The sequence below is a fragment of the Pseudomonas sp. LBUM1648 genome, assembly GCF_059716145.1.
This window is the reverse complement of record NZ_CP166808.1, coordinates 32,323-56,040: the sequence shown is the minus strand read 5'-3', so window position 1 is coordinate 56,040 and position 23,718 is coordinate 32,323. Positions and strand designations below refer to the sequence as shown.

Below are 23,718 nucleotides of genomic sequence, written 5' to 3'. Positions count from 1 at the left end.
TCACAGGTTGTACTGCTTGCGCTTGCGATACAGGGTCGAGGCATCAATGCCGAGGGTTTTCGCCGCTTGATCCAGCGTGCCGGCGGTGGCCAGAACGGCGCCGATATGCGCTTTTTCCAACTCGTCCAGGCTCAGCGCCGCGCCGACCCTTGGCGCATTGCTGGCGGGTTGCTCGGCCATGCCCAAATGGCTGATTTCCACGCGCTCCTGCGGGCAGATGATGCTTGCGCGCTCAACCACGTTGCGCAACTCGCGGATGTTGCCCGGCCAGCGATAGCCGAGCAGCGCCTCACGGGCTTCGTCGCTGAACCCCCGAGCCGGACGTGCGTACTCTTTAACGAAGCGGGCAAGAAAGCGGTCGGCCAGGGTCAAAATATCTTCGCTGCGCTCGCGCAACGGCGGCAAGTGCAAGGTGATGACGTTGAGGCGATAGAGCAGGTCTTCACGGAAACGCCCGTCGCGCACCATGTCTTCAAGATTGAGGTTGGTCGCCGCCAGAATCCGCACGTCGGCGCGGCGGGTCACCGGGTCGCCTACCCGCTCGTATTCCTTGTCCTGAATGAAGCGCAGCAACTTTGGTTGCAACGTCAGGGGAAAATCGCCGATCTCGTCGAGAAACAGCGTACCGCCGTCGGCCTGATTGACGCGACCCAAAGTACTTTCGCTGGCACCGGTAAACGCACCGCGACTGTGACCGAACAGCTCACTTTCCATCAGCTCGGCGGTCAGCGACGGGCAATTGATGGTCACGCAGGATTTCTTCTCGCGCTTGCTCCAGCCGTGAATCGCCCGGGCCAGTTCACCTTTACCGGTGCCGGACTCGCCGAGAATAAGAATGTTGGCGTCAGTGCTCGCCACCTGCCGCGCAGTCTCCAGCACGACTTTCATCGCCGGGCTGTGAGAATCGAGGCCGTCCTTCGGCTTGCGGATTTCGCCTTCGAGGGCTTCAAGACGTGCCGAGAGTTGGCGCACTTCCAGTTGCTTGGCGGTCGCCAGGCGCAATTGATCCGGGCTGCACGGCTTGACCAGATAGTCGGCGGCGCCAGCCTGAATGGCATCCACGGCGGTATCGACAGCCGAATGCGCGGTGACGATCACCACGCGCATCCACGGCGCCTGAATGCGCATTTGCGCCAGCACATCGAGGCCGTTGTCTTCGCCCAAGCGCAAATCAAGGAAGCACAGATCAAAGACCTGGCGTTGCAGCAGTGCGTCGGCCTGGGCCGCGCTGTTGGCAGTGGCGACCGTATAGCCTTCATCTTCGAGGCAATAACGGAAGGTTCGCAGGATGGCGGATTCGTCGTCCACCAGCAGAATGCGGCCTTGATGCTCAGTGGCAGATTCCATTTTTCCTACGCTCCATAGTGATTGGTCTTGGGTTAGTCCCGGAAAAATCGGGCAAGTTGCATGGTTGATTCTGAACGATGCCAGCCATAGGAGGGTAGCTCTCTCCTGCCTTTACGGCTAATACACTGATTTTGTTGATTTTTTAAACAATCATCGATTTGCAGGGGATTCCCTGCGTACTTTTCTGACATCCGCGCCCTGCTCTCAATTCCATAAGAATGAAATCTCCTACGAAATAATCGTGCATTGCGCACGATCCTAGGAGCCCCATCGTGCAGGATGCGTCGTAATTCATTTTTATAGCACTCATAACCAATTGATTTTATTGAATATTTTCCAAATAAAAAATTGGCATGCAGCCTGCAATATCTCTTTCAGCCCGGGCAGATCAGAACTGCCCCAACCGAATAAGAGTGAGGAACCCAGGATGACTCGCCAACGTGCCGCCCAAGTGCGTATCTCGCCACTGCATATCCAGCAAGGCCTGTTCGGCGTTCTTGCCCTGTTGATCACCCTGATCGCGTGCCAGCAATACCTGAGCTGGGAAAACAGCCAGAAGGCTGAGCCGCTGATCTCGATGCAACACAGCACGCAGAAGCACTTCAGCGCCGTCAGCATTAGCCAGGCAGAGAGCGCCTCGATGCGCATGATGGATGTTGATCAGGCGCAGCCAATGGATCAGATGCCACGTGAAGAGCGCTGGGTTTTCTAACTGTTAAACAGATTCGGGCGCGATGCGCCGGAACACGCCACACCCCTAAATAGAGAAGTAAGGAGAATCACCATGTTGAGCTGGGCAATTACATTCTTGATCATTGCCATCATCGCTGCAGTACTGGGCTTCGGTGGTATCGCGGGCACCGCCACGGGTATCGCCAAGATTCTCTTTGTCGTGTTCCTGGTGATGTTCATCGCTTCCTTCTTCTTTGGCCGTCGCGGCCGAGGTTAACGATGATTGCGTTAAAGACATTGGCAGCCGCCCTGCTTCTGGGCGGTAGTGCCATGGCGATGGCGGCCAACGACGGCCAGACGCGAGTCAACGAACTCTTGAGTTCCGACCCGCAATACCGGGAAACCTGGGAAGGCGTGGTAAAGAAGGAAGAACGCTTGCCGGAATGGGTGATGAACCTGTCCGGCACGCCTGACCAGCAAATGAATGCCGTGACTGAAGATGGCGACCAGTATCTGGTTGGGCCGCTCTGTGAAAATGCAGACAAATGCCTGAACCACCGCTTGATCGTCGCGTTCAGTTTCGACAAGAAAGATGCCTACGCCATGCTCGTCGATGTGCCCGAAGGTCTGCCGGCTGACAAGTCGCCAACGCGACATGCCACCTACCGCTTCCTCGGCAAACCCGACCAGGGCATGCAGGATCTTTTGATGGAAACTCTGAAGAAAGATCCGAAGTGGTATTGATGCGAGTTTGAACATGAGGGCAGCCCCCCCGCTGCCCTCCATTGTGCCCACCCGAGGAAGGCCGGCGCATGACCAAGGGGCCGGGACGTTCTGACTGTTACAGGGTCGGAGTGACCTACGGGTACAGGGAGTGCCTGCGCAAGGGCCGGGTCAGGGTAAAAGCTGCGTCGCAGGTTCGCCGATCCACAGTGGCTCGACGGACTTGCGCTGAGCTTTCAATCAGGCAGAACATTGATCTAGAGCGTCCTGCTCATCCTTTTATCGCTCACACTGCGCGCGAAAACATTTCGCGGTGTTTCCTGGCGACCGTATATCGCGAAAACATGTTTCCAACCAGTAGGACTTCTAGTCTCGAAATGTAGGCTTTTTCCGAAAATTTCCGTCGAAATTACTCGTTCAAAAAACAACCAATCTGCGCTGTGATGGCCGGTTCACGGCACTTATGCCGGCTGAAATGTCGCAATCGAACCGGTTGGGACGCCAGTTTCGTTAAAAAAAGCTCATGCCGATTCGGCATAGGGTAGGCGTTTACGGCATTAGACGGCGCAACCTTGCATCGGAATAGTTGCGCCTTTTTTCGCCTGCCGAAGAGCCGTAAACACGCGCTTTGGGGCACCTTATACGGAGGCAGATGCACAGACTTTTCCGCTAAAAAGCGTTCCAGTTCCTGCATCTGCCTGAGTCAAACGCAAGTAAGGGTAAAGATAATGAAGAAGGCAAAACTCAGCCTCGCCTGGCAGATCCTCATCGGTCTGGTTCTAGGGATTGCAATTGGTGCGTTGCTCAACCATTTCAGTGCCGAGAAGGCCTGGTGGATCAGCAACGTCCTGCAACCGGCAGGCGATATCTTTATCCGTCTGATCAAGATGATCGTGATCCCGATCGTCATCTCTTCCCTGATCGTCGGCATCGCTGGCGTGGGCGACGCCAAGAAGCTCGGGCGTATCGGCCTGAAGACGATCATCTATTTCGAAATCGTCACCACCATCGCCATTATTGTTGGCCTGGTTCTGGCGAACGTGTTCCATCCGGGTGCCGGCATCGACATGAGCACGCTGGGTACAGTGGATATCTCCAAGTACCAGGCGACCGCCGCCGAAGTGCAGCATGAACACGCGTTCATCGAGACCATCCTCAACCTGATCCCGTCGAACATCTTCGCGGCCATGGCTCGCGGCGAAATGCTGCCGATCATCTTCTTTTCCGTGCTGTTCGGTCTCGGTCTGTCGAGCCTACAGTCGGATCTGCGCGAGCCGCTGGTGAAGATGTTCCAGGGCGTCTCGGAAAGCATGTTCAAAGTCACCCACATGATCATGAACTACGCCCCGATCGGCGTATTCGCACTGATCGCGGTGACTGTCGCCAACTTCGGCTTCGCCTCGCTGCTGCCGCTGGCCAAACTGGTGATCCTGGTTTACGTCGCCATCGCCTTCTTCGCCTTTGTGGTGCTGGGCCTGATCGCCAAGCTGTTCGGTTTCTCGGTGATCAAGCTGATGCGCATCTTCAAGGATGAGCTGGTGCTGGCTTACTCCACCGCTTCCTCGGAAACCGTGCTGCCGCGCGTGATCGAGAAGATGGAAGCCTACGGCGCGCCGAAAGCCATCTGCAGCTTCGTGGTACCAACCGGTTACTCGTTCAACCTCGACGGTTCGACCCTGTACCAGTCCATCGCCGCCATCTTCATTGCCCAGCTGTACGGCATCGACCTGTCGATCAGCCAGCAACTGCTGCTGGTGCTGACCCTGATGGTCACCTCCAAAGGCATCGCCGGTGTACCGGGCGTGTCCTTCGTGGTGCTGCTGGCCACCTTGGGCAGCGTGGGTATTCCGCTGGAAGGCCTGGCATTCATCGCCGGTGTCGACCGCATCATGGACATGGCACGTACAGCCCTGAACGTGATCGGCAACGCTTTGGCCGTGCTGGTTATCGCGCGCTGGGAAGGCATGTACGACGACGCCAAGGGCGAGCGCTACTGGAACTCCCTGCCGCACTGGCGCAGCAAGGAAAAACTGCCGGCCGGCGAGATTTCCAAGAACTGATTGCTGAACCCTGTGGGATTGGCTTTTCTGTGGGAGCGAGCCTGCTCGCGAAGCGGTATGTCATCACGCATTGATGTGACTGACCGGACGCTTTCGCGAGCAGGCTCGCTCCCACAGGGGATGTGAGCAAGACACAAGAGATGCACAGACAAACCCCGGACAAAATCCGGGGTTTGTCGTTTCTGGCGACCCCGCTATCATTCGCCGCATCTTCCGGGGGATTTGACTGATGCTTAATGGCCTGTGGCTTGGCTTCTTTGTCGTGGCAGCAATTTCTGCGCTGGTGCAGTGGCTGATCGGCGGTAACGCCGGAATCTTCGCGGCGATGGTGGAAAGCATTTTTGCCATGGCCAAGCTGTCGGTCGAGGTCATGGTGCTGCTGTTCGGCACCCTCACCTTGTGGCTGGGCTTTCTGCGCATTGCCGAGAAGGCCGGGATCGTCGACTGGCTGGCCAAGGCTCTCGGCCCGCTGTTCCTGCGGCTGATGCCGGAAGTGCCGGCCGGTCACCCGGCGATCGGCCTGATCACCCTGAACTTCGCCGCCAATGGCCTGGGCCTGGACAACGCCGCCACGCCGATTGGCCTCAAGGCCATGAAGGCGCTGCAAGAGCTCAACCCCAGCGCCACCATCGCCAGCAACGCGCAGATCCTCTTCCTGGTGCTCAACGCTTCCTCCCTGACCCTGCTGCCGGTGACGATCTTCATGTACCGCGCCCAGCAAGGTGCACCGGATCCGACTCTGGTGTTCCTGCCGATCCTGCTCGCGACCAGTTGCTCGACGCTAGTGGGCCTGCTGTCGGTCGCCTTCATGCAGCGTCTGCGCCTGTGGGACCCGGTGGTGCTGGCCTATCTGATTCCCGGCGCGCTGATCCTCGGTGGCTTCATGGCGCTGCTGGCGACGATGTCGGCCACCGCGTTGGCGGGTCTTTCGTCGATCCTCGGCAATCTCACGTTGTTCGGGCTGATCATGCTGTTTCTGGTGATAGGCGCCTTGCGCAAGGTGAAGGTTTACGAGGCATTCGTCGAGGGTGCGAAAGAGGGCTTCGACGTCGCCAAAAACCTGCTGCCGTATCTGGTCGCAATGCTCTGTGCCATTGGCGTGCTACGCGCCTCCGGGGCACTGGATTTTGGTCTGGACGGGATTCGCCATCTGGTCGAATGGGCCGGTTGGGACACGCGGTTTGTCGATGCGCTGCCGACGGCGATGGTCAAACCATTCTCCGGCAGCGCTGCGCGGGCGATGCTGATTGAAACGATGAAAACCTCCGGCGTGGACAGCTTCCCGGCGCTGGTGGCGGCGACGATTCAGGGCAGTACCGAGACCACGTTCTATGTGCTGGCCGTTTACTTTGGAGCGGTGGGGATTCAGCGGGCGCGGCATGCGGTGGGGTGTGCGTTGCTGGCGGAGTTGGCGGGCGTGATTGGCGCGATTGGCGTGTGCTACTGGTTCTTCGGCTGATCACAGATCAAAACTGTAGGAGTGAGCCTGCTCGCGATAACTTGCTGACAGCCACTAATGATGGTGACTGACAAACCGCCATCGCCAGCAGGCTGGCTCCTACATTGGTTTTGTGTGGGGCTTAAGGTCTGGGTTGTGGTGCGAGTTTCTGCCCTTGATCTACCGCCCACGCCACGACCTTCGCGGTCAGGCGATCACTGGCCTGGCCAAACCCGGCCACCACCGCTGGCACCTGCACATCGCTCAACGGTTGACGCTCTTCAAAGCGGCGGCTGGCCAGAATCCGCTGGTCATAGCCACGCACCAGCAACGCATCGACTCGCACCACGACGCTGGCCTGCGTCCCCTGATATTCAGTCTGAAACGCCTGCAAATTCCCGCCCAGCTCCAGATCCGCGGCAAAGTTGCTGTCATCGGTACTCAGCAACGTCACCCGGCCATCACGCGCGAAGCCGTCCAGCAACCGATTACGCACCAGCACCGGGGCCGGATCGCTCCAGCGCGAAGCCTTGTAGCTGCTGATCACGTCACCCTGTGGAATCACCGCAATACTCGGCCGGTTCAACGCTTCGCTGGCCTGCAACTTGTTCAGGCGCAGCGACCACTGCTGCGGCGCCGCCGAACTGGCCGAGGCGGGTGCTTGTGCGCTCGGCAGACGGTAAACGTCCGATGGCTCCGACTTGGGCAAGATTGAGCACGCGCTGATCAAGGTAACGCCAGCGGCGAGGAGGGCGAGGCGAGTCAGCTTCATGGCGTGAACTCCTTGTTCTTGTCACTGCCCAGCAGGTAACCGCTGGGGTTGGCCTCCAGGCGTTGGGAAATGGCACGCAGCGACGTCAGGGTTTCGCGCAGTTCGCGGATCGCCGGGGCGAGGCCATTGAGGCCCTGCATGCCGTTGTCGAGGGAGTTCTGGTTCTTGCTCAGCAGGCCGTTGATGGTCGCACTGCTCTGTTCGAGCGACTTCATCGCCTGCTCGGCACTGCCGAGGGCTTGCTTGCCCTGATCATTGAGCAGGCCGTTGGCGTTGCGCATCAGCAGTGAGGTCTGTTCGAGCATGTTGCCGGCCTGTTTGCCGACCGTCGCCAGTTGCTGCATGGCCTGGCGCAAGTCGCCGCGCTGATCGTTGATCGAGCCGGTGGTCTGTTCCAAGTGGGCGAGGGTGTTGCTGACGCGTTCGACGTTTTCGGCGGAGAACATGTGGTTGGCGTTATTGAGCAGGGCACTGATGCCGGTCATCAAGTCGTTGCTGTCGTTGAGCAGGCGCGAAATCGGCGAAGGCGAGGCGACAATGGTCGGCAGGTTGCCGTCATGCCCTCTGAGTTGCGGGCTTTCTGGCGTACCGCCGCTGAGCTGGATGATCGACGTACCGGTGATCCCGGTCAGCGCCAGTTTCGCCAGGGTGTCTTCCTTGATCGGGGTGTCGCCACCCAGACGAATCCGCGCCAGCACCCGGCGCGGGTCCTGTGGATCGAGGCGCAGGCTGACCACGTCGCCGACCTTGATCCCGCTGTACTGCACCGAACTGCCCTTGGACAGACCGCTGACCGCCTCGTTGAAGACGATTTCGTAATCCTTGAACTCGGTGTCGACGCTGGACTTGGCCAGGAACAGACCGAAGAGCAGGGCGCCGGCCACCACGATGACGGTGAACAGGCCAATCAACACATGATGGGCTCGGGTTTCCATGTCAGACCTCGTTAAGCAATTTGGCGGCGTCCAGCGCCGAGCGGCCGCGCGGGCCGTGGAAGTATTCGTGAATCCACGCGTCATCCGTTTCCGAAACGACATCGATGGGACCCGCGACCAGCACTTTTTTCTGCGCCAGCACCGCCACGCGGTCGGTGATGGTGTAGAGCGTGTCGAGGTCGTGGGTCACCAGAAACACGCTAAGGCCCAACGCGTCGCGCAGGGTCAGGATCAATTGATCGAACTGCGCCGCGCCGATCGGATCGAGGCCGGCGGTGGGTTCGTCGAGAAACAGGATGTCCGGATCCAGGGCCAAGGCCCGCGCCAATGCGGCGCGCTTGATCATGCCGCCGGACAGCGACGACGGGTATTTGTCCGCCGCCGACAGCGGCAACCCGGCCAGCGCCAGTTTGACCGCGGCCAGATGCTCGGCATCGTGGCGGCTCAGGCCGGCGTGCTCGATCAGGGGCAGGGCGACGTTCTCGGTCACCGTCAGCGAGGAAAACAGCGCGCCTTTCTGGAACAGCACGCCAAAGCGCCGCTCGACCAGTGAGCGCTCGTGCTCGGACAGGCTTGGCAGGTTCTGGCCGAATACTTTGACGTTGCCTTCGCTGGGCCGGCGCAGGCCAACGATGCTGCGCAACAGAACCGACTTGCCGCTGCCGGAACCGCCGACCACGGCGAGGATTTCGCCTTTGTACAAATCCAGATCGAGGTTTTCGTGCACGCTCTGGCTGCCAAAGCGATTGCACAGACCACGGACTTCGATCACCGCCTCGGCGGGCGCGCGGGGTAGACGACTCACCAGCCCATCTCCATAAAGAACAGCGCGGCCACCGCATCAAGCACGATCACCACGAAAATCGACTGCACCACGGCGGAGGTGGTGTGGGCGCCGACCGATTCTGCGCTGCCGCTGACCTTGAAGCCTTCCAGGCAACCGATCGCGGCGATCAGGAAGGCGAAGATCGGCGCTTTGACCAGCCCGACCAGGAAATGCTGAATGCCGATGTCCGATTGCAGCAGCGACAGAAACATCGCCGGCGAAATATCCAGCGACACCGCGCAGACCACGCCGCCACCGACGATGCCCGAGAGCATCGCCAGAAACGTCAGCATCGGCAACGCCACCAGCATCGCCAGCACCCGTGGCACTACCAGCAACTCCATGGGGTCGAGGCCGAGGGTGCGGATCGCGTCGATTTCTTCGTTGGCCTTCATCGAGCCGATCTGCGCGGTGAACGCACTGGCGGTGCGCCCGGCCATCAGGATCGCCGTCAACAACACGCCGAACTCACGCAGGAACGAGAAGCCCACCAGATCCACGGTAAAAATCGTCGCGCCGAAACTGGCCAGCACCGTCGCGCCGAGAAACGCCACCACCGCGCCGACCAGAAAGGTCAGCAACGCCACGATGGGCGCGGCGTCGAGACCGGTCTGTTCGATGTGCGCGATCATCGGCGTGATCCGCCAGCGCTTGGGCCGGAACAGGTTGCGGGCGATGGTTTCCAGAATCAGCCCGACGAAGCCGAGCAGTTGCAGGGTGTCTTGCCAGATCGTGTCGACGGCGCGGCCGATGCGCGTCAGCAACTGCACGCTGACGCTGACTTCCGGTTCCTTGATCGGCACGCAGAAATCGGTCAGCGACTGATACACGGTTTGCAGCAGCGCGCGATCAGCAGAGGAAATCGTGCAATCGGGATGTTCGGCGGATTTGCCGAGGCGTTCGGAACCGAGCAGTTCCACCAGCAACGAGGCGCCAGCGGTATCGAGGGCACCGAGGCCGTTCAGATCAATCGGCGTGCTGGCGTCGTATTGGCCGTGGAGCTTTTCGCTCAGTTGCTTGAGGTCGGCGTAATGGGCGAGCGTCCAGTCCCCGGTAACCCGCAGGCGGGCAGGGGTGATCGACGTGTCCAGTTGGGCACTGCCTGTCATTGAACGGCTGGTCATAAGCTCCGTGCTTTTCGGCTAAATACGCTGGCATACGTAATAGCACGAACCTGACTACTTTTCTTTGACCGCTGTGCTGTCCGTCACTTCAAACCGCAGCACGCCGATCACTTGGCCATCCTCGGTCAGTACTCGAACCTGCCACTTGCCTGCCGGATTGCCGGGGAAATTCTGCTTGTGCGTCCACGCCCGGTAGCCTTCCTTGCGCCCGCCATGGATGTCGAGAGCGATGCGATCGACCTCTTTGCCGTTGAACTGCCAGACGTGATAAATCCGCTCATCCAGGCCGCGCGGCGCGTTGATCGCGGTGTAGGCGTAGAGCCCGCCGTTGCGAATCTGTTCGGCACTGACCTCGTCGAGGCTGGCGCCGGGGGTGCGATCCTGCATCTGCGTACTGATCGCCACGTCGCTCATCCACAGCGTCGCCGGCGGCACCCAGGAACGCAGGACCCAGCCAACGCCGCCGATGCCCACCGTGATGCACAGAATCGCCAGCGCGTTGCGCACCGTGCGGATCGGGAAGATTGACGCCAGGCTCGGGAACGACAACACCACTGCGGTGCCCAGCGCCCATTTGAAACTCTGCGAAGTGGTCAGGTGCATGATCACCGGCAATGCAGTGAGCAGTGCGGCGAACAGGGTCAGGGTATGCAGCGCGAGAAACGCCCAGCGTCGCGGCGCCAGCCATTTGTAGTAGAGCGGATCGATCACCGAAATCAGTGCGGCGATGCTCAACAGCCCGGTGAAAATCAACTGGCCGCTGTTCCACGTCGTGGTGATGAAGAAGAACGGCAGGACAAAAAACAGGCTTTCCTGATGGATCATCTGCGTCGCGTAACGCAGCAGCGGCTGGGGAATTTCCCGTTTGAAAATCCGCGTGAACAGCTTGGTCAGGCTGTTTTCCAGCATCAGCCAGATCCAGCTCAGCAGCATGATCGTGGTGATCCAGCTCGCCAGGCCCTGTTGCCGGTCGACCAGGATGAAACTGCCGACCCCGGAGATGAAACCACCAAGCGCAATGACCCCGGGATAGCGCTTCATCAGTTCGAGAATGCGCTGGATCAGCAGGGTCAGTTTTGGCATTTTGGGGAGTCACGACACTGTAGGAAAAAACCCGGAAAGGTTACCGCCACATAACCCCTGTGGCGAGGGGATTTATCCCCGATCGGCGGCGCAGCCGTCGCAAATCCGGTGAATGCGGTTTGCCTCAATGAACGGGGTTCCTGTGTTTGGGGCTGCTGCGCAGCCCATCGGGGATAAATCCCCTCACCACAGGGTTATTGGTTGCCCACAGATTTTCGGCGGTGGTGCAAACGCCAGCCAGTCAGAATCAGCAGCAACACGCCCAGCCCACCCGCACTCAGCCACAACACCTGATCATCACTGATCAACGGCTTCTCGATCCGCAGATACCCCGGTTGCAACAGTAATTCACGCATGGCCTTGTTCGCCGCGTCCAGCGTCACGCCCTGCAGCTCGCGGGCGGGGTTGGCGAAACGGCCGTCCTCATAGTCACCCAGCGCGCTCCAGTAATAATCGGCCAGCGCGCTGTTGCCTTGCACCGCCCAGGCCTGATGGGCGATGGCAGCTTGTTTGATGCGGGCGAAGGTGTCCGGATCGAGGCCGTTTTTCAGCAGATCGGCCTTGAGGGTTTCCAGCACCTGGATGGCTTCGTCAACGTCATCGCGATCCAGATCAGCATTCAGGCTCATGAAGCCGACGCCACCAAACACTTCGCGCTCGGCCCACGGCCCATAAGACAAACCGTGGTTCAGGCGTATCTGTCGATACAGCGCCCAGTCGAGGTAGTCCTTGAGGATGTCGAAGGTCTGGTCGTACTGATCGTCCAGCACCGGTTCCGGCACCAGCCAGTGCAGCTTGGCGCTGTCGCCGATAAAACCACGGGTGAGGGTGCGTTCATGGGCAGCGCTGGAGCGGATGTCCGGCAGCGGGCGATGTTCGCTCGGTTCAACCGCGTCGAGCGCCCCCCAGGTGCGTTCCAGATAGGCCGGCAGCAATTTGTCGAGTTCGCCGACGACGATCAGGCTCATGTTGTTCGGCGCGTACCAGGCCTTGCGCACCTTCTCCAGTTGCTCTTGGGTCAGGTGATCAACCTCCGCGCGTTGCGGACATTTCAGGCCCAGTTCGACCGCCAGTTGATTGCTCGCGGTGTGGCCCAGATCCTGACGGTCGAGAAAGCGTTGCAGCTTGGTGTAGTGACCGCCGTCCTCACGCTCGACCACACGTTTGGCGGCGTTGATTGCGTTGTCGTCGATGCGGGTCTGGGTCAGCAGATCCAGCAGCAGGTCGAGCACTTTGCGCTGGTTCTTCGCCGGGGCTTCGATGACGAACGTGGTGTCGGCGTTGCTGGTGAAGGCGTTCCACTCGCCACCGAGCGCCTGCATGCGTTCTTCGAGGCCGCCTTCGCCCGTGGCGTCGATGCCGCTGAACAGCAGGTGTTCGAGCAGGTGCGGCAGCTCCTTTTCGTCGCAGTCAAAATCGTCGAGGCCGACACCCACCACCAGCCGGATCGCCACATGCCCGCGTTCGGTGCCGGGCTTGAGCAGCAACTGCAAACCGTTGGGCAATGCATAGCCTTCGACCTGAAAACGATCCAGGGCGAAGGAGGGGAATGAACCGAGCAACAGACAGGCGAACAACAGGCAACGCATAACAGGCTTCCATACGGCTGATTTGGAGATCCGTGTCGCTATTCAGGCCGCCCTTCGCGAGCAGGTCGAATCGTCGCACCGTCGCTCCCACAAGGGAACGTGTTTCAAAGGTGGGAGCGAGCCTGCTCGCGAAGGTCTTAAGGCTGAATCAAAGTTACTGACTAAACCCAGCCCCAGACGTTCAAGGCGAATGCGTAATGTCGCTCATATCATCCGCCGCCAACGCCCCGGTATCCGCCGTTTCCAACACCACATACGCGCTGCCGCAAAACAGCGAATTGAGCCGTCTCATATCTGCAATCAACTCCAGATGCAGCGAACTGGTTTCAATACTCTGCACGATTTTGCGTTGCAAACGGCTGACATGCGCATGGGCCAAACGCCGTTCCTGCGCGCGAAAGCGCCGTTTCTCGCGCAACAACTGGCGAGCGCTTTCGCGGTCGCTGCTGAGAAATACCGACAGACCCAAACGCAGGTTGGCGATGAGTTGCTGATGCAAGACGGCCAAATCCTCCAGCCCCTCTTCGGAAAACGAACGACGCTGCGAAGTCTTCTGCTGCTGAATCTTGCGCAGCATGCGTTCGATCAGGTCACTGGCCAGTTTCAGGTTGATCACCAGTTCGATGATTTCCGCCCAGCGCCGGCTGTCGTGCTCGCCTAGGTCCTCGCGGGGCATCTGTGCCAGATACAGCTTGATCGCGCTGCACAGCGACTCGATGTCATCGGTCAGCCGACGGATTTCCTGGGTGACGGCAGTTTGTTTGCCGCGCAGTACGTCGAGGGTGGCGTCGAGCATGTTGTCGAGCAGATCGCCCACGCGTAGGGTTTCCCGCGCGGCATTGGCCAAGGCCAGGCTGGGCGTGACCAGCGCGGTCGCGTCGAGATGACGGGGTTTGGCCGTGCCGTTGACCTCCGGGCGCTCCGGCAGCAGCCAGGCGCAAAGCCGCGCCATCGGCCCGACACTCGGCAGCAGGATCAGGCAGCGCGCAGTGTTGTAGAGCAGGTGGAAGCCGATGACCATTTCCTGCGGACTGAAATCGAGGCTGTCGATCCAGTGCACCAGCGGATCGAGCACCGGGATGATCAATAAGAGGCCGATCAGCTTGTACAACAGACTGCCCAGCGCCACTTGCCGGCCCGCCGCGTTCTGCATGCTGGTGCTCATGAACGCCAGAATGCCGCTGCCGATATTCGCGCCGATCACCAGACCGATCGCCACCGGCAGGCTGATCACCGCAGCCCCGGCCAGCGTCGCGGTGAGCAGCACGGCGGCAAGGCTGGAATAGGAAATCATCGCGAACAACGCACCGACCAAGGCGTCGAGGAGGATGTCGCCTGTCAGAGAAGCAAAAATCACTTTCACGCCTTGAGCGTGGGTGATTGGTGCAGCCGCTTCGACGATCAATTGCAGCGCGAGAATGATCAGCCCCAAACCGATGCTGACCCGGCCCATCTGCCCGAGCCGCGTCTGTTTGCGCGACAGAAAGAAAATCACCCCGAGGAAAATCAGCAGTGGCGACAGCCACGACAAATCGAACGTCAGCACTCGCGCCATCAGCGCCGTACCGACGTCGGCACCGAGCATGGTCGCCAGCGCCGGGGTCAGCGCCATCAAGCCTTGGCCGACGAAGGAGGTGACGAGCATGGCGGTGGCGTTGCTGCTCTGCACCATCGCGGTCACGACGATACCGGCGACGAACGCGAGCCAGCGCTTGGACATGTTCTGGCCGATCACATGGCGCAGATTGGTGCCGTACACCCGCAGGATGCCGGTTCGGACGATGTGCGTGCCCCAGATCAGCAGGGCGACGGCAGAAAGAAGATTGAGCAGGGTGAGCATGCAGACCCCCTGTAATAGCAGCGCCCCAGAGGAGCAAGTTGACGGTACCGCGCGGTTTCTACGTTCTGATACTTAAGCTGTAGTTGGCTAACGGTCTGGGCGCCAGCATTGCACAGCTAAAGTGCTGATTGAAACAAAAGTGTCATGAAAATGGGTTCATGCACCCACTTGAATCCAACATATTTCCCGAATGTTGCCCAAAACAAATGTGGGAGCGAGCCTGCTCGCGAAAGCGGTGCATCAGCCAACATTGTTGTCGACTGACACTCCGTTTTCGCGAGCAGGCTCGCTCCCACAGGGGGGGTATTGCGTGCGCCTGGACTACCGGATTACTGCCCCGGAATGTCCTTGCGCAGTTTCACCGGATCCTGCTGCTGTTTCTTCTTCGCCATCGCCCCGCGCAGTTTGATGTTGATCGCTTCAACCGCCAGCGAGAACGCCATCGCGAAGTAGACGTAGCCTTTTGGCACATGCACGTCGAACGACTCGGCAATCAGCACGGTACCGACCACCAGCAGGAACGACAGCGCCAGCATTTTCAGCGACGGGTGCTTGTCGATGAATTCGCTGATCGTGCCCGCCGCGAGCATCATCACCAGCACCGCAACGATGATCGCTGCAACCATGACCGGTACGTGCGAGACCATGCCGACAGCGGTGATCACCGAGTCCAGCGAGAACACGATATCGATGATCGCGATCTGGATGATGGTGTAGAGGAAGTTGCCGCCCTTGCCGCCTGGCGTTTCTTCGCTTTCGTCTTCGCCTTCCAGTGCGTGGTACATCTCTTGCGAGCTCTTCCACAGCAGGAACAGACCACCGAAGAACAGGATCAGGTCGCGGCCGGAGATGCCTTGGCCGAAGACCACGAACAGGTCCGCGGTGAGGCGCATGACCCAGGTAATCGACAGCAGCAACAGGATCCGCGTGATCATGGCCAGCGCCAGACCGAAAATCCGGGTGCGCTGCTGCATGTGTTTAGGCATGCGGCTGACCAGGATCGAAATCATGATGATGTTATCGATGCCGAGGACGATTTCCAGGGCGGTCAGGGTAAAGAAGGCAACCCAGATTTCAGGGTTGGTCAGCCATTCCATGTGTATTCCTTTGAGCGATTGTTAAACCGAAAAAGGTCCGGGCTTCAAACAGCGAAGCCAGGACCCGCAACGGTGAGTCTTGGGCTTATAGAGTGCTGAACACCGGGAAAGTCCCCAACAGCAGCGCAGCAATCAGAATGCATATACAAACCAGGATCGCCCATTTCAGGGTGAAACGCTGGTGGTCACCAAAATCAATACCGGCCAGAGCCACCAACAGATAGGTCGATGGCACCAACGGGCTCAGCAAGTGCACGGGTTGACCGACGATCGAGGCACGAGCCATTTCCACCGCGGTAATCCCGTAGTGGCTGGCAGCCTCGGCCAACACCGGCAACACGCCATAGTAGAACGCATCGTTGGACATGAAGAAGGTGAACGGCATGCTCACCAGCGCCGTGATTACGGCCAGGTACGGGCCAAGGAAATCAGGGATCACCGCCAACAGGCTCTTCGACATCGCATCGACCATGCCGGTGCCCGACAGGATACCGGTGAAGATACCCGCCGCAAAGATCAGCCCGACCACTGCCAGCACACTACCGGCGTGAGCCGCGACGCGATCCTTCTGCATTTGCAGGCAAGGATAGTTGACGATCATTGCAATACTGAACGCCACCATGAACAACACCGGCAGCGGCAACAGGCCGGCGATCAAGGTGCACATGAGACCGAAGGTCAGCGCGCCGTTGAACCAGATCAATTTAGGACGACGGGCATCCGGGAACTGCGAGACGCTGATTTCGCTGTGATCGATATCGTCGCCCACCAGGTGCAACTCACCCAGACGCGCACGTTCACGCTTGCCGTAGAAGTAGGCAATGATCAAGATCGCCACCACACCGGCGCCCATGGCCGGAATCATCGGCACGAAGATGTCCGACGGATCGACATGCAGCGCACTGGCAGCTCGGGCGGTCGGGCCACCCCACGGGGTCATGTTCATCACGCCACCGGCGAGGATGATCAGGCCGGCCATGATTCGCGGGCTCATGCCGATGCGGCTGTACAGAGGCAGCATGGCGGCCACGCAGATCATGTAAGTGGTCGCGCCGTCACCATCGAGGGAAACGACGAGCGCCAGAACGGCGGTGCCGACCGAAACTTTCAGCGGATCGCCCTTGACCAGCTTGAGGATCTTGCGCACGGCCGGGTCGAACAGGCCGGAGTCGATCATCAGGGCGAAGTAGAGAATGGCGAACATCAGCATCACGCCAGTTGGCGCCAGCTTGGTGATGCCTTCGAGCATCATCGGGCCGATCTTCGGCGCGAAACCACCGAACAGGGCAAACAGGATCGGGATGATGATCAAAGCGATCAGCGCGGACAGGCGCTTGGTCATGATCAGGAACATGAACGTGATGACCATGGCGAAGCCAAGGAAAGTCAGCATGGGAATACTCCAGGCGTAGCGCGGCTAGTTGATTGAGCGGATCGTGGGGATCAGCGCAGAACGGGAAGCACGAGACGTACGGGCGGAGTGACAGCGCGGAGGCGGGCTACAGAGGACATCAGAATCACCATTGTTGTTGTTAATTGGGCCGGGCGAGCGAGCAATCACACGCGTTGGCCAACCGGTCTGTTGCCGGAAGTAAGGCGATCCTAATGGGGCAACCTTTCAGCTACCTTTCGCTGATGAAAGCTATGAATGAACGGTCAACCGGCCGTCGGAAGCGGCTGGAGTCAATGAAAACGGGGAGCGGAACGAAAAATCAGGCGAAGACGCTGTAATCGCAGACACATACGCTTTCAGTTCGGCGCGGCCCCGCCCAGGGTCACGAACAAGCGCTGCTGATCAAAAAACAGCCAGATTCAGCGGTCGCAGTGCGCCCATCCAGATCGCATGCTCGGTGTGGTCGAGCAAGTCATCACCGGTGTCCGGGTGCAGGAACACCACCAACCCTTTGCGATTGAGTGCCAGCCACGGCAGCACGTCGCCGATCAGCTCCGGGGCGAAGGCCAACTGACAGCTCCAGTCCGGATGCGGGCCGACCGGGCGTTCGTGGACGCGGCCCATTTTCAATGGAAACAACTGCGCGGCTTGCTCGCACAAGGCTCGCGCCTGATCAATCGTGCCGGCGTCGAAATAGACGTGGGCGTGGTAGCCCTTGATCGCTTGCATCGGAAAGCCTCGCAAATCGGTTCGAACCCTCGGCGTTGCGCGTATGTCACACGCTTTACAAGGGAAAACAAAAGGGATCAGCCATGAAAAATGCCGAAACCCCGGTGGTAAAAGTGGTGCTCTATGGTGCCATGAGTAGCCTGGGCGGCGCGTTGATGGCTGAGTTGCTGCGCCGCCAGCACGAAGTCATCGCCATTCTCGACGACCTCACGGCGCTCGCGCCACGTCCGGGTTTGCGCACCAAGAGCGGTGATCTGTTTGATATCGAACGGGTCAATCAAAGCGTAGCGGGGAGTTCAGCGGTGATCTGCCTGCTGGATGCGCCGGGTTTGCCGTTCAGCAGTGATCACGTGGAAAAGTCCGTTGTATTGGGGCCGGTTGAACAGGTGCTGGCCGTCGACGCACTGGTCGATGGGCTGCAATTGGCCAATGTCGCGCGATTGTTTCTGGTGGGTGATTTCGCCGTCCTCGACGAGCCGGAGCTGGACGATCGCCTGCAACGTCACGCCGCCGAAGAAATCCGCGAAGCCCTGCAAAGCAGCCCGCTGCACTGGACGCTGGTCAATGCGCCCCACGGCGTGGCCGGATTGACGATCGAGCATTTCAGCCAGGTCGGCGGCAATCTCGAGCCCGGTCTGGCCGAACCGCTGGAACGCTTGAATCGCGTGGCGGTGGGGATTGCCGATGAGCTGCGGCTGAATCTGCATGTGGGCCAGCATGTGAATTTTGTCGCGACGACCGAATGAATACTTAAACGGCAATCGATGGGAGGGTCAGTCCGGCTAGCGACTCAGCGCTGCCGGCCTGCTCCGCCATCAACCAGTCGACAAACTGTTGAATCAACGCACCACGACGTTTGCGCTGGGGCAGCACCACGTAGTAACCCAGCCGCGACAGGGTGGTTTCGGCAATCGGGCGGCACAGCAAACCCTGAGTCAGCAAGTTATCCACAAGGTGACGCCAACCGATAGCCACACCTTGGCCGCCAATCGCCGCTTGAATCAACAATGTGTAATTGTCGAACCGCAACTGCCCCGGCGCTGGCGGTGTACTGATGCCAAGTTCACGGAACAGCCCGCTCCAGTCAAACCAGTTACTGCTGTTTTCACCGCGCAGATGCAGTAACGGAAACTCCAGCAGCGATTGAGCCGGCAAGGGCAGGGCCCGCTCCTTGAGCAACTGCGGGCTGCAAACCGGAAACACTTCCTCGCTGAACAGCCAATGACTTTCGCCCTGTTTAAAACGCCCGTCGCCAAACAGGATCGCCACATCGATGTCGGTGCGCAGCATGTTGTGATTACGCTCGCTGGTGACCAGGCTGACGTCGACCTGCGGATTGGCTTCGTGGAAGCGGTGCAAACGCGGCATCAGCCAGTAGGCAGCGAAGGCGAAGTCGGTGGCGACTTGCAGCACTTCGTGTTGCTGTTGTGCGCTGATCGCGCTCAATCCGGCGTCGATATTCTGCAAACCGAGCTGAACCTGCTCAAACAGGATCGTGCCGACCTCGGTCAATTCGATGCCGCGATAGATGCGGTCAAACAATCGCGTGCCGAGTTGATCTTCCAGCCGTTTGATCTGCTGACTGATCGCCGGTTGCGTGGTGCCAAGCTCTACCGCAGCAGCGGTGAAACTGCGATGCCGGGCTGCCGCTTCAAAGGCACGCAGCAGGTCGAGCGACAGATCACCCAGGGCTTCATACATAAGCTGTGCTTATCCTAGTCATTGCCCGGCGCGGGCTTTACCGGTTAGAGCATGGACTCCATGCTCGGTCGCAGCAATGTCGCATAAATATTCACTATGGAATGCCGCGATCACATGAAGCGCAAGAATATTCTTTTCATCATGGCCGATCAGATGGCCGCGCCAATCTTGCCTATCTATGGCCCGTCGCCGATCAAACTGCCGAATCTTTCGCGCCTCGCCGCCCAAGGCGTGGTGTTCGATGCCGCTTACTGCAACAGCCCGTTATGTGCACCGTCGCGCTTCACCCTGGTCAGCGGCCAGTTGCCGAGCAAGATCGGCGCCTACGACAACGCCGCCGATTTCCCTGCCGATGTTCCGACCTATGCCCATTACCTGCGCCGTCTCGGCTACCGCACCGCGCTGTCGGGGAAGATGCATTTCTGCGGCCCGGACCAGTTGCACGGCTACGAAGAACGCCTGACCAGCGACATTTATCCGGCCGACTATGGCTGGGCGGTGAACTGGGATGAGCCGGACGTGCGGCCGACCTGGTATCACAACATGTCCTCGGTGCTGCAAGCCGGGCCGTGCGTGCGTACCAACCAACTCGATTTCGATGAAGAAGTGGTGTTCAAGGCGCAGCAATACTTGTTCGACCACATCCGCGAGGACGGCGACCAGCCGTTCTGCCTGACCGTATCGATGACTCACCCACACGACCCGTACACGATTCCCAAGGCGTTCTGGGATTTGTACGACGATGGTGATATCCCGTTGCCTACAACGCCGGATCAACACGAACTCGATCCACACTCACAACGCCTGCTCAAGGTCTACGACCTGTGGGATAAACCGCTGCCTGTGGATAAGATTCGCGATGCGCGCCGCGCGTACTTCGGCGCGTGCAGCTATATCGACGCCAACGTCGGCAAACTCCTGCAAACCCTCGAAGAAACGGGCCTCATCGATGACACCATCATCGTTTTCTCCGGCGATCACGGCGACATGCTTGGCGAGAAAGGCCTCTGGTACAAAATGCACTGGTACGAGATGGCTGCCCGCGTGCCCCTGTTGATAAGTGCTCCGGGCCAGTTCAGTGCGGGCCGAGTCAGCGCCGCCGTATCCACCGCCGACCTGCTGCCAACCTTCGTTGAACTGGCCGGCGGCACGCTGGAACCGGGTTTGCCGCTGGACGGCCTTTCGCTGGTGCCGCATCTGCAAGGGCAGGGCGGGCATGACGAAGTGTTCGGCGAATACATGGCCGAAGGCACGATCAGCCCGTTGATGATGATCCGTCGTGGCGCGTACAAATTTATCTACAGTGAAAGCGACCCTTGCCTACTCTTTGACGTAGCCAACGACCCGCGAGAACTGGAAGAACTCAGCCAATCGCCGCAACATCGCCAGCTGTTCGACGATTTTCTCGCCGATGCGCGGGCCAAATGGGACATCCCGTCTATTCATCGGGAAGTGCTCGCCAGCCAGCGCCGCCGTCGTTTTGTTGCCGATGCGTTGACCATCGGCAAGCTGAAGAGCTGGGATCACCAGCCGCTGGTGGACGCCAGTCAGCAGTACATGCGCAACCACATCGATCTCGACGATCTGGAACGCAAGGCCCGTTATCCACAACCCTGCCAAAACCAATAATGTTAAGGGGAAGTCCATGCGCAAGTTATCCACAGTACTGACGGTCAGCCTGCTGGCTCTGGGCAGCGCCTCGGCATTTGCCGAGCAAAGCTGCGAAACGGTGAAGATGGCCGACCCCGGCTGGAGCGACATCGCCGCGACCAACGCCATTACCGGGTTTCTGCTGGATGGCATGGGCTACAAGGCCAAGGTCGACACCCTCGCGGTGCCGATCACCTTTGGCGGGCTGAAAGATGGCCAGGTGGATGTGTTTCTCGGCAACTGGATGCCGGCGCAGCAGGGCTTTTACGATAAATTCGTCGCCACTGGCGATGTCACGCAATTGGCGAAAAACCTCGACGGCACCGAGTTCACCCTCGCCGTGCCGGATTACGTGTGGGACGCGGGTGTGCATACCTTTGCCGACCTGAACAAATACGCCGATAAATTCGACAAGAAGATTTACGGCATTGGTTCCGGCGCGCCAGCGAACATCTCGCTGCAAGACATCATCAAGAAAAACGACTTCGACCTCGGCCAGTGGAAGCTGATCGAATCCAGTGAACAGGCGATGCTCGCCGAAGTCTCGCGGGCGGTGAAGAAACAGAAGTTCGTCACCTTCCTCGGCTGGACCCCGCACCCGATGAACGTGCAGTTGAAAATGCATTACCTCAAGGGCGGCGAAAAGTACTTTGGCGACACCGGCAGCGTATTCACCCTGACGCGCAAGGGCTACGCCGAGGCGTGTCCGAACGTGGGTAAATTGTTGACCAATCTTTCGTTCACTCAGGAGATGGAGAACAGCATCATGGCCGAAGTGGTGAACAAGAAAGTCAGCAATGCCGAGGCGGCGAAGGCGTGGATCAAGGCGAATCCGGCGGTGTTGGACAAGTGGCTGGATGGGGTGAAAACGGTGGATGGGAAGGAAGCGCTGACCGCCGTGAAAGCCAAGCTCTGACTCACCACTTACCTGTGGCGAGGGGATTTATCCCCGATGGGTCGCGCAGCGGCCCAAAACGCGAACTCACGGTATGTCAGATCCCATCGTGAATACCGGTTTCACGACTGCTGCGCAGCCGGTCGGGGATAAATCCCCTCGCCACAATTGTCGGACGGTACTGATAACCTTGCAAAAACTCATCATCCGCGAGGCCCCATGGCTTTCCCCAGTCGCCGCTCACTTTTCCCTTTTCTGAACTGGCTCCCCCGGCAAACCCGTGCCAGCGTCGGACGGGATCTGATCGTCGGGCTCAGCGGTGCGATTCTCGCGTTACCCCAGTCGATTGCCTACGCGCTGATCGCCGGTCTCCCACCTGAGTACGGTCTCTATGCCGCGATCATCCCGGTGTTGATCGCCTGCCTGTGGGGCTCGTCGTGGCATCTGATCTGCGGGCCGACGGCGGCGATTTCGATCGTGTTGTACGCCAGCGTGAGTCCGCTGGCCGTTCCAGCTTCACAGGACTACATCACCCTGATTCTGTTGCTGACATTCCTTGCAGGGATTTTCCAGTGGCTGCTGGGCTTGCTGCGCTTCGGCGCGCTGGTGAATTTCGTCTCGCATTCGGTAGTGCTCGGTTTCACCTTGGGCGCAGCAGTGGTCATTGCCATTGGGCAGTTACCCAATCTGTTGGGCCTGGATCTGCCGGCAAAAGCCACAGCGCTGGACAGTCTTATGGATCTGTTGCAGCACCTCGGGGCTGTGGATAAACCCTCCGTGCTGCTCGGCGTTGCCACGGTCGTGGTTGGCGTGGTGCTGAAACAGTTGCTGCCACGCTGGCCGACCCTGTTGATAACTCTCGTGCTGGCGAGTCTGCTGGTTTGGCTGTGGCCGGCAATGTTCGGCCATGTGCACCTGGTCAGTGCATTTGTCGGGCGCTTGCCACCGTTCAGCGGACTACCACTGGATCTGGATTTGATCCTGCGCCTACTGCCAAGTGCAGTGGCGGTGGGCATGCTCGGGCTGGTCACCAGCCTGTCGATTGCCCGTTCGATTGCCGCGCGTTCGCAGCAGTTGCTCGATGCCAATCAGGAAGTCCGCGCGCAGGGCTTGTCGAATATGGTCGGGGCATTCTTTTCCGGATCGTTGTCCGCCGGCTCGTTTACCCGCTCGGGCCTGAGTTACGAGGCAGGCGCGTGCTCACCGCTGGCTGGGGTGTTTTCGGCGATCTGGGTCGCGCTTTTCGCGATTTTTGGTGCCGGGCTGATTGCGCACATTCCGATCCCGGCCATGGCTGGGAGCATTCTGCTGATCGCATGGGGGCTGGTGGATCATCGCGGCATTCGCGCGTTGCTGCGGGTCAGCCGCGCCGAATTCGTGGTCATGGCGCTGACCTGTCTGGCCACGCTATTACTGGAATTACAGACGGCGATCTACGCCGGGGTGCTGGCGTCGCTGTTCTTCTACCTCAAACGCACCTCGCAACCGCGTGTGCAGCATTGGCGTGATGGCGAAGACGATGTGCTGCGGGTCGGCGGCTCGATCTTCTTCGGCGCCAGCCATTACCTGCAAGTGCGTTTGCAACGCATGCACGGCGCGCGGGTGGTGATCGAGGCGCAGCAGATCAACTTCATCGACTATTCAGGGGTGGAGATGTTGCACCAGGAAGCGCGGCGCTTATTGCGCCAGGATCGTAGCCTGACCTTGCGTGGCGCGCGGCCGCAAGTGGTAGAAGAGTTGAGAAAGCTTGAGGGGCCGGAGAAGTGTCCGATCCGGTTTGAGGATTGAAAAGATCGCAGCCTGCGGCAGCTCCTTGTATCTCGACTATCGCTCCGTCAGGAGCG

Annotated in this window: 21 protein-coding genes; 9 read left to right on the top strand and 12 right to left on the bottom strand. The window is 59.6% G+C overall.

Going from position 1 to position 23,718, the window contains the following annotated elements; all coding sequences use genetic code 11:
• Positions 1-1,347 (bottom strand): sigma-54-dependent response regulator transcription factor AlgB, encoded by a 1,347-nt coding sequence (gene algB, locus ACA043_RS00255; RefSeq protein WP_305440665.1) that lies wholly within the window; start codon positions 1,345-1,347, stop codon positions 1-3.
• A 427-nt stretch (positions 1,348-1,774) separates the two neighbouring features.
• Between algB and ACA043_RS00250 the strand changes: the two genes are divergently transcribed.
• The 5 genes from ACA043_RS00250 to ACA043_RS00230 all read left to right on the top strand — a co-directional run bounded on the left by ACA043_RS00250 (position 1,775) and on the right by ACA043_RS00230 (position 6,261).
• Entirely contained in the window at positions 1,775-2,059 is a 285-nt protein-coding gene (locus ACA043_RS00250; RefSeq protein WP_497658400.1) for a hypothetical protein, read from the top strand.
• 72 nt (positions 2,060-2,131) lie between these two features.
• Positions 2,132-2,296, top strand: coding sequence for a DUF1328 domain-containing protein (locus ACA043_RS00245; protein WP_003177151.1), 165 nt, complete (start codon positions 2,132-2,134; stop codon positions 2,294-2,296).
• Between the two features lie 2 nt (positions 2,297-2,298).
• Complete coding sequence (locus tag ACA043_RS00240) at positions 2,299-2,763, top strand: inhibitor of vertebrate lysozyme family protein (protein WP_187677280.1); 465 nt, start codon at positions 2,299-2,301, stop codon at positions 2,761-2,763.
• Positions 2,764-3,470: 707 nt separating this feature from the next.
• Positions 3,471-4,802 carry a glutamate/aspartate:proton symporter GltP gene (gene gltP, locus ACA043_RS00235; protein WP_305440660.1) on the top strand — a complete coding sequence of 444 codons (1,332 nt, stop codon included), beginning with the start codon at positions 3,471-3,473 and terminating at the stop codon, positions 4,800-4,802.
• Positions 4,803-5,031: 229 nt separating this feature from the next.
• A complete protein-coding gene (locus ACA043_RS00230) occupies positions 5,032-6,261 on the top strand; it encodes a nucleoside recognition domain-containing protein (protein ID WP_497658399.1) in 1,230 nt (409 codons plus the stop codon).
• A 121-nt stretch (positions 6,262-6,382) separates the two neighbouring features.
• Here the strand turns inward: ACA043_RS00230 and ACA043_RS00225 are convergent, their stop codons facing one another.
• From ACA043_RS00225 to ACA043_RS00180, 10 genes are all read right to left on the bottom strand, one after another.
• A complete protein-coding gene (locus ACA043_RS00225; RefSeq protein WP_497658398.1) occupies positions 6,383-7,012 on the bottom strand; it encodes an ABC-type transport auxiliary lipoprotein family protein in 630 nt (209 codons plus the stop codon).
• The gene (locus tag ACA043_RS00220) at positions 7,009-7,947 is read right to left on the bottom strand and encodes an MlaD family protein (protein ID WP_497658397.1); all 939 of its coding nucleotides are present in this window, start codon (positions 7,945-7,947) and stop codon (positions 7,009-7,011) included. The genes ACA043_RS00225 and ACA043_RS00220 overlap by 4 nt, the downstream gene beginning before the upstream one ends.
• A gap of 1 nt (position 7,948) precedes the next feature.
• Positions 7,949-8,752, bottom strand: a complete 804-nt coding sequence (locus ACA043_RS00215; protein ID WP_187677275.1) for an ABC transporter ATP-binding protein — start codon at positions 8,750-8,752, stop codon at positions 7,949-7,951.
• Positions 8,749-9,897: an ABC transporter permease gene (locus ACA043_RS00210; protein WP_187677274.1), complete on the bottom strand. Its 1,149-nt coding sequence runs from the start codon at positions 9,895-9,897 to the stop codon at positions 8,749-8,751. Before ACA043_RS00210 ends, ACA043_RS00215 begins: the two co-directional genes overlap by 4 nt.
• A gap of 54 nt (positions 9,898-9,951) precedes the next feature.
• Positions 9,952-10,980 (bottom strand): DUF5924 family protein, encoded by a 1,029-nt coding sequence (locus tag ACA043_RS00205; RefSeq protein WP_401268261.1) that lies wholly within the window; start codon positions 10,978-10,980, stop codon positions 9,952-9,954.
• A 194-nt stretch (positions 10,981-11,174) separates the two neighbouring features.
• Positions 11,175-12,569 (bottom strand): M16 family metallopeptidase, encoded by a 1,395-nt coding sequence (locus tag ACA043_RS00200; protein ID WP_497658396.1) that lies wholly within the window; start codon positions 12,567-12,569, stop codon positions 11,175-11,177.
• Between the two features lie 181 nt (positions 12,570-12,750).
• On the bottom strand, positions 12,751-14,409 hold the full coding sequence (locus ACA043_RS00195; RefSeq protein ID WP_187677271.1) for a Na/Pi cotransporter family protein: 1,659 nt from the start codon (positions 14,407-14,409) through the stop codon (positions 12,751-12,753).
• 329 nt (positions 14,410-14,738) lie between these two features.
• On the bottom strand, positions 14,739-15,506 hold the full coding sequence (locus ACA043_RS00190) for a TerC family protein (RefSeq protein ID WP_187677270.1): 768 nt from the start codon (positions 15,504-15,506) through the stop codon (positions 14,739-14,741).
• An 85-nt stretch (positions 15,507-15,591) separates the two neighbouring features.
• Positions 15,592-16,899, bottom strand: a complete 1,308-nt coding sequence (locus ACA043_RS00185; RefSeq protein WP_401268255.1) for a CitMHS family transporter — start codon at positions 16,897-16,899, stop codon at positions 15,592-15,594.
• A 402-nt stretch (positions 16,900-17,301) separates the two neighbouring features.
• Positions 17,302-17,628 (bottom strand): DOPA 4,5-dioxygenase family protein, encoded by a 327-nt coding sequence (locus tag ACA043_RS00180; protein WP_497658395.1) that lies wholly within the window; start codon positions 17,626-17,628, stop codon positions 17,302-17,304.
• An 83-nt stretch (positions 17,629-17,711) separates the two neighbouring features.
• On the opposite strand from ACA043_RS00180, the gene ACA043_RS00175 reads away from it, so the two are divergent.
• On the top strand, positions 17,712-18,374 hold the full coding sequence (locus tag ACA043_RS00175) for an NAD(P)-dependent oxidoreductase (RefSeq protein ID WP_187677264.1): 663 nt from the start codon (positions 17,712-17,714) through the stop codon (positions 18,372-18,374).
• Between the two features lie 4 nt (positions 18,375-18,378).
• Here the strand turns inward: ACA043_RS00175 and ACA043_RS00170 are convergent, their stop codons facing one another.
• Positions 18,379-19,329, bottom strand: coding sequence for a choline sulfate utilization transcriptional regulator (locus tag ACA043_RS00170; RefSeq protein ID WP_401268251.1), 951 nt, complete (start codon positions 19,327-19,329; stop codon positions 18,379-18,381).
• Positions 19,330-19,443: 114 nt separating this feature from the next.
• Here ACA043_RS00170 and betC point away from each other — a divergent pair, with 114 nt between their 5' ends.
• The 3 genes from betC (at position 19,444) to ACA043_RS00155 (ending at position 23,662) form a co-directional block, all read left to right on the top strand.
• Positions 19,444-20,958 carry a choline-sulfatase gene (gene betC, locus ACA043_RS00165; RefSeq protein WP_497658394.1) on the top strand — a complete coding sequence of 505 codons (1,515 nt, stop codon included), beginning with the start codon at positions 19,444-19,446 and terminating at the stop codon, positions 20,956-20,958.
• 16 nt (positions 20,959-20,974) lie between these two features.
• Entirely contained in the window at positions 20,975-21,895 is a 921-nt protein-coding gene (gene choX, locus ACA043_RS00160; protein WP_497658393.1) for a choline ABC transporter substrate-binding protein, read from the top strand.
• 198 nt (positions 21,896-22,093) lie between these two features.
• Positions 22,094-23,662: a SulP family inorganic anion transporter gene (locus ACA043_RS00155; protein ID WP_187677260.1), complete on the top strand. Its 1,569-nt coding sequence runs from the start codon at positions 22,094-22,096 to the stop codon at positions 23,660-23,662.
• Positions 23,663-23,718 lie beyond the last annotated feature (56 nt).

Excerpts from the sequence above, each read along its gene's own strand:
- algB (WP_305440665.1), bottom strand. The coding sequence starts at position 1,347 with ATGGAATCTGCCACTGAGCATCAAGGCCGCATTCTGCTGGTGGACGAC.
- ACA043_RS00250 (WP_497658400.1), top strand. The coding sequence starts at position 1,775 with ATGACTCGCCAACGTGCCGCCCAAGTGCGTATCTCGCCACTGCATATC.
- ACA043_RS00245 (WP_003177151.1), top strand. The coding sequence starts at position 2,132 with ATGTTGAGCTGGGCAATTACATTCTTGATCATTGCCATCATCGCTGCA.
- ACA043_RS00240 (WP_187677280.1), top strand. The coding sequence starts at position 2,299 with ATGATTGCGTTAAAGACATTGGCAGCCGCCCTGCTTCTGGGCGGTAGT.
- gltP (WP_305440660.1), top strand. The coding sequence starts at position 3,471 with ATGAAGAAGGCAAAACTCAGCCTCGCCTGGCAGATCCTCATCGGTCTG.
- ACA043_RS00230 (WP_497658399.1), top strand. The coding sequence starts at position 5,032 with ATGCTTAATGGCCTGTGGCTTGGCTTCTTTGTCGTGGCAGCAATTTCT.
- ACA043_RS00225 (WP_497658398.1), bottom strand. The coding sequence starts at position 7,012 with ATGAAGCTGACTCGCCTCGCCCTCCTCGCCGCTGGCGTTACCTTGATC.
- ACA043_RS00220 (WP_497658397.1), bottom strand. The coding sequence starts at position 7,947 with ATGGAAACCCGAGCCCATCATGTGTTGATTGGCCTGTTCACCGTCATC.
- ACA043_RS00210 (WP_187677274.1), bottom strand. The coding sequence starts at position 9,897 with ATGACCAGCCGTTCAATGACAGGCAGTGCCCAACTGGACACGTCGATC.
- ACA043_RS00205 (WP_401268261.1), bottom strand. The coding sequence starts at position 10,980 with ATGCCAAAACTGACCCTGCTGATCCAGCGCATTCTCGAACTGATGAAG.
- ACA043_RS00200 (WP_497658396.1), bottom strand. The coding sequence starts at position 12,569 with ATGCGTTGCCTGTTGTTCGCCTGTCTGTTGCTCGGTTCATTCCCCTCC.
- ACA043_RS00195 (WP_187677271.1), bottom strand. The coding sequence starts at position 14,409 with ATGCTCACCCTGCTCAATCTTCTTTCTGCCGTCGCCCTGCTGATCTGG.
- ACA043_RS00190 (WP_187677270.1), bottom strand. The coding sequence starts at position 15,506 with ATGGAATGGCTGACCAACCCTGAAATCTGGGTTGCCTTCTTTACCCTG.
- ACA043_RS00185 (WP_401268255.1), bottom strand. The coding sequence starts at position 16,899 with ATGCTGACTTTCCTTGGCTTCGCCATGGTCATCACGTTCATGTTCCTG.
- ACA043_RS00180 (WP_497658395.1), bottom strand. The coding sequence starts at position 17,628 with ATGCAAGCGATCAAGGGCTACCACGCCCACGTCTATTTCGACGCCGGC.
- ACA043_RS00175 (WP_187677264.1), top strand. The coding sequence starts at position 17,712 with ATGAAAAATGCCGAAACCCCGGTGGTAAAAGTGGTGCTCTATGGTGCC.
- ACA043_RS00170 (WP_401268251.1), bottom strand. The coding sequence starts at position 19,329 with ATGTATGAAGCCCTGGGTGATCTGTCGCTCGACCTGCTGCGTGCCTTT.
- betC (WP_497658394.1), top strand. The coding sequence starts at position 19,444 with ATGAAGCGCAAGAATATTCTTTTCATCATGGCCGATCAGATGGCCGCG.
- choX (WP_497658393.1), top strand. The coding sequence starts at position 20,975 with ATGCGCAAGTTATCCACAGTACTGACGGTCAGCCTGCTGGCTCTGGGC.
- ACA043_RS00155 (WP_187677260.1), top strand. The coding sequence starts at position 22,094 with ATGGCTTTCCCCAGTCGCCGCTCACTTTTCCCTTTTCTGAACTGGCTC.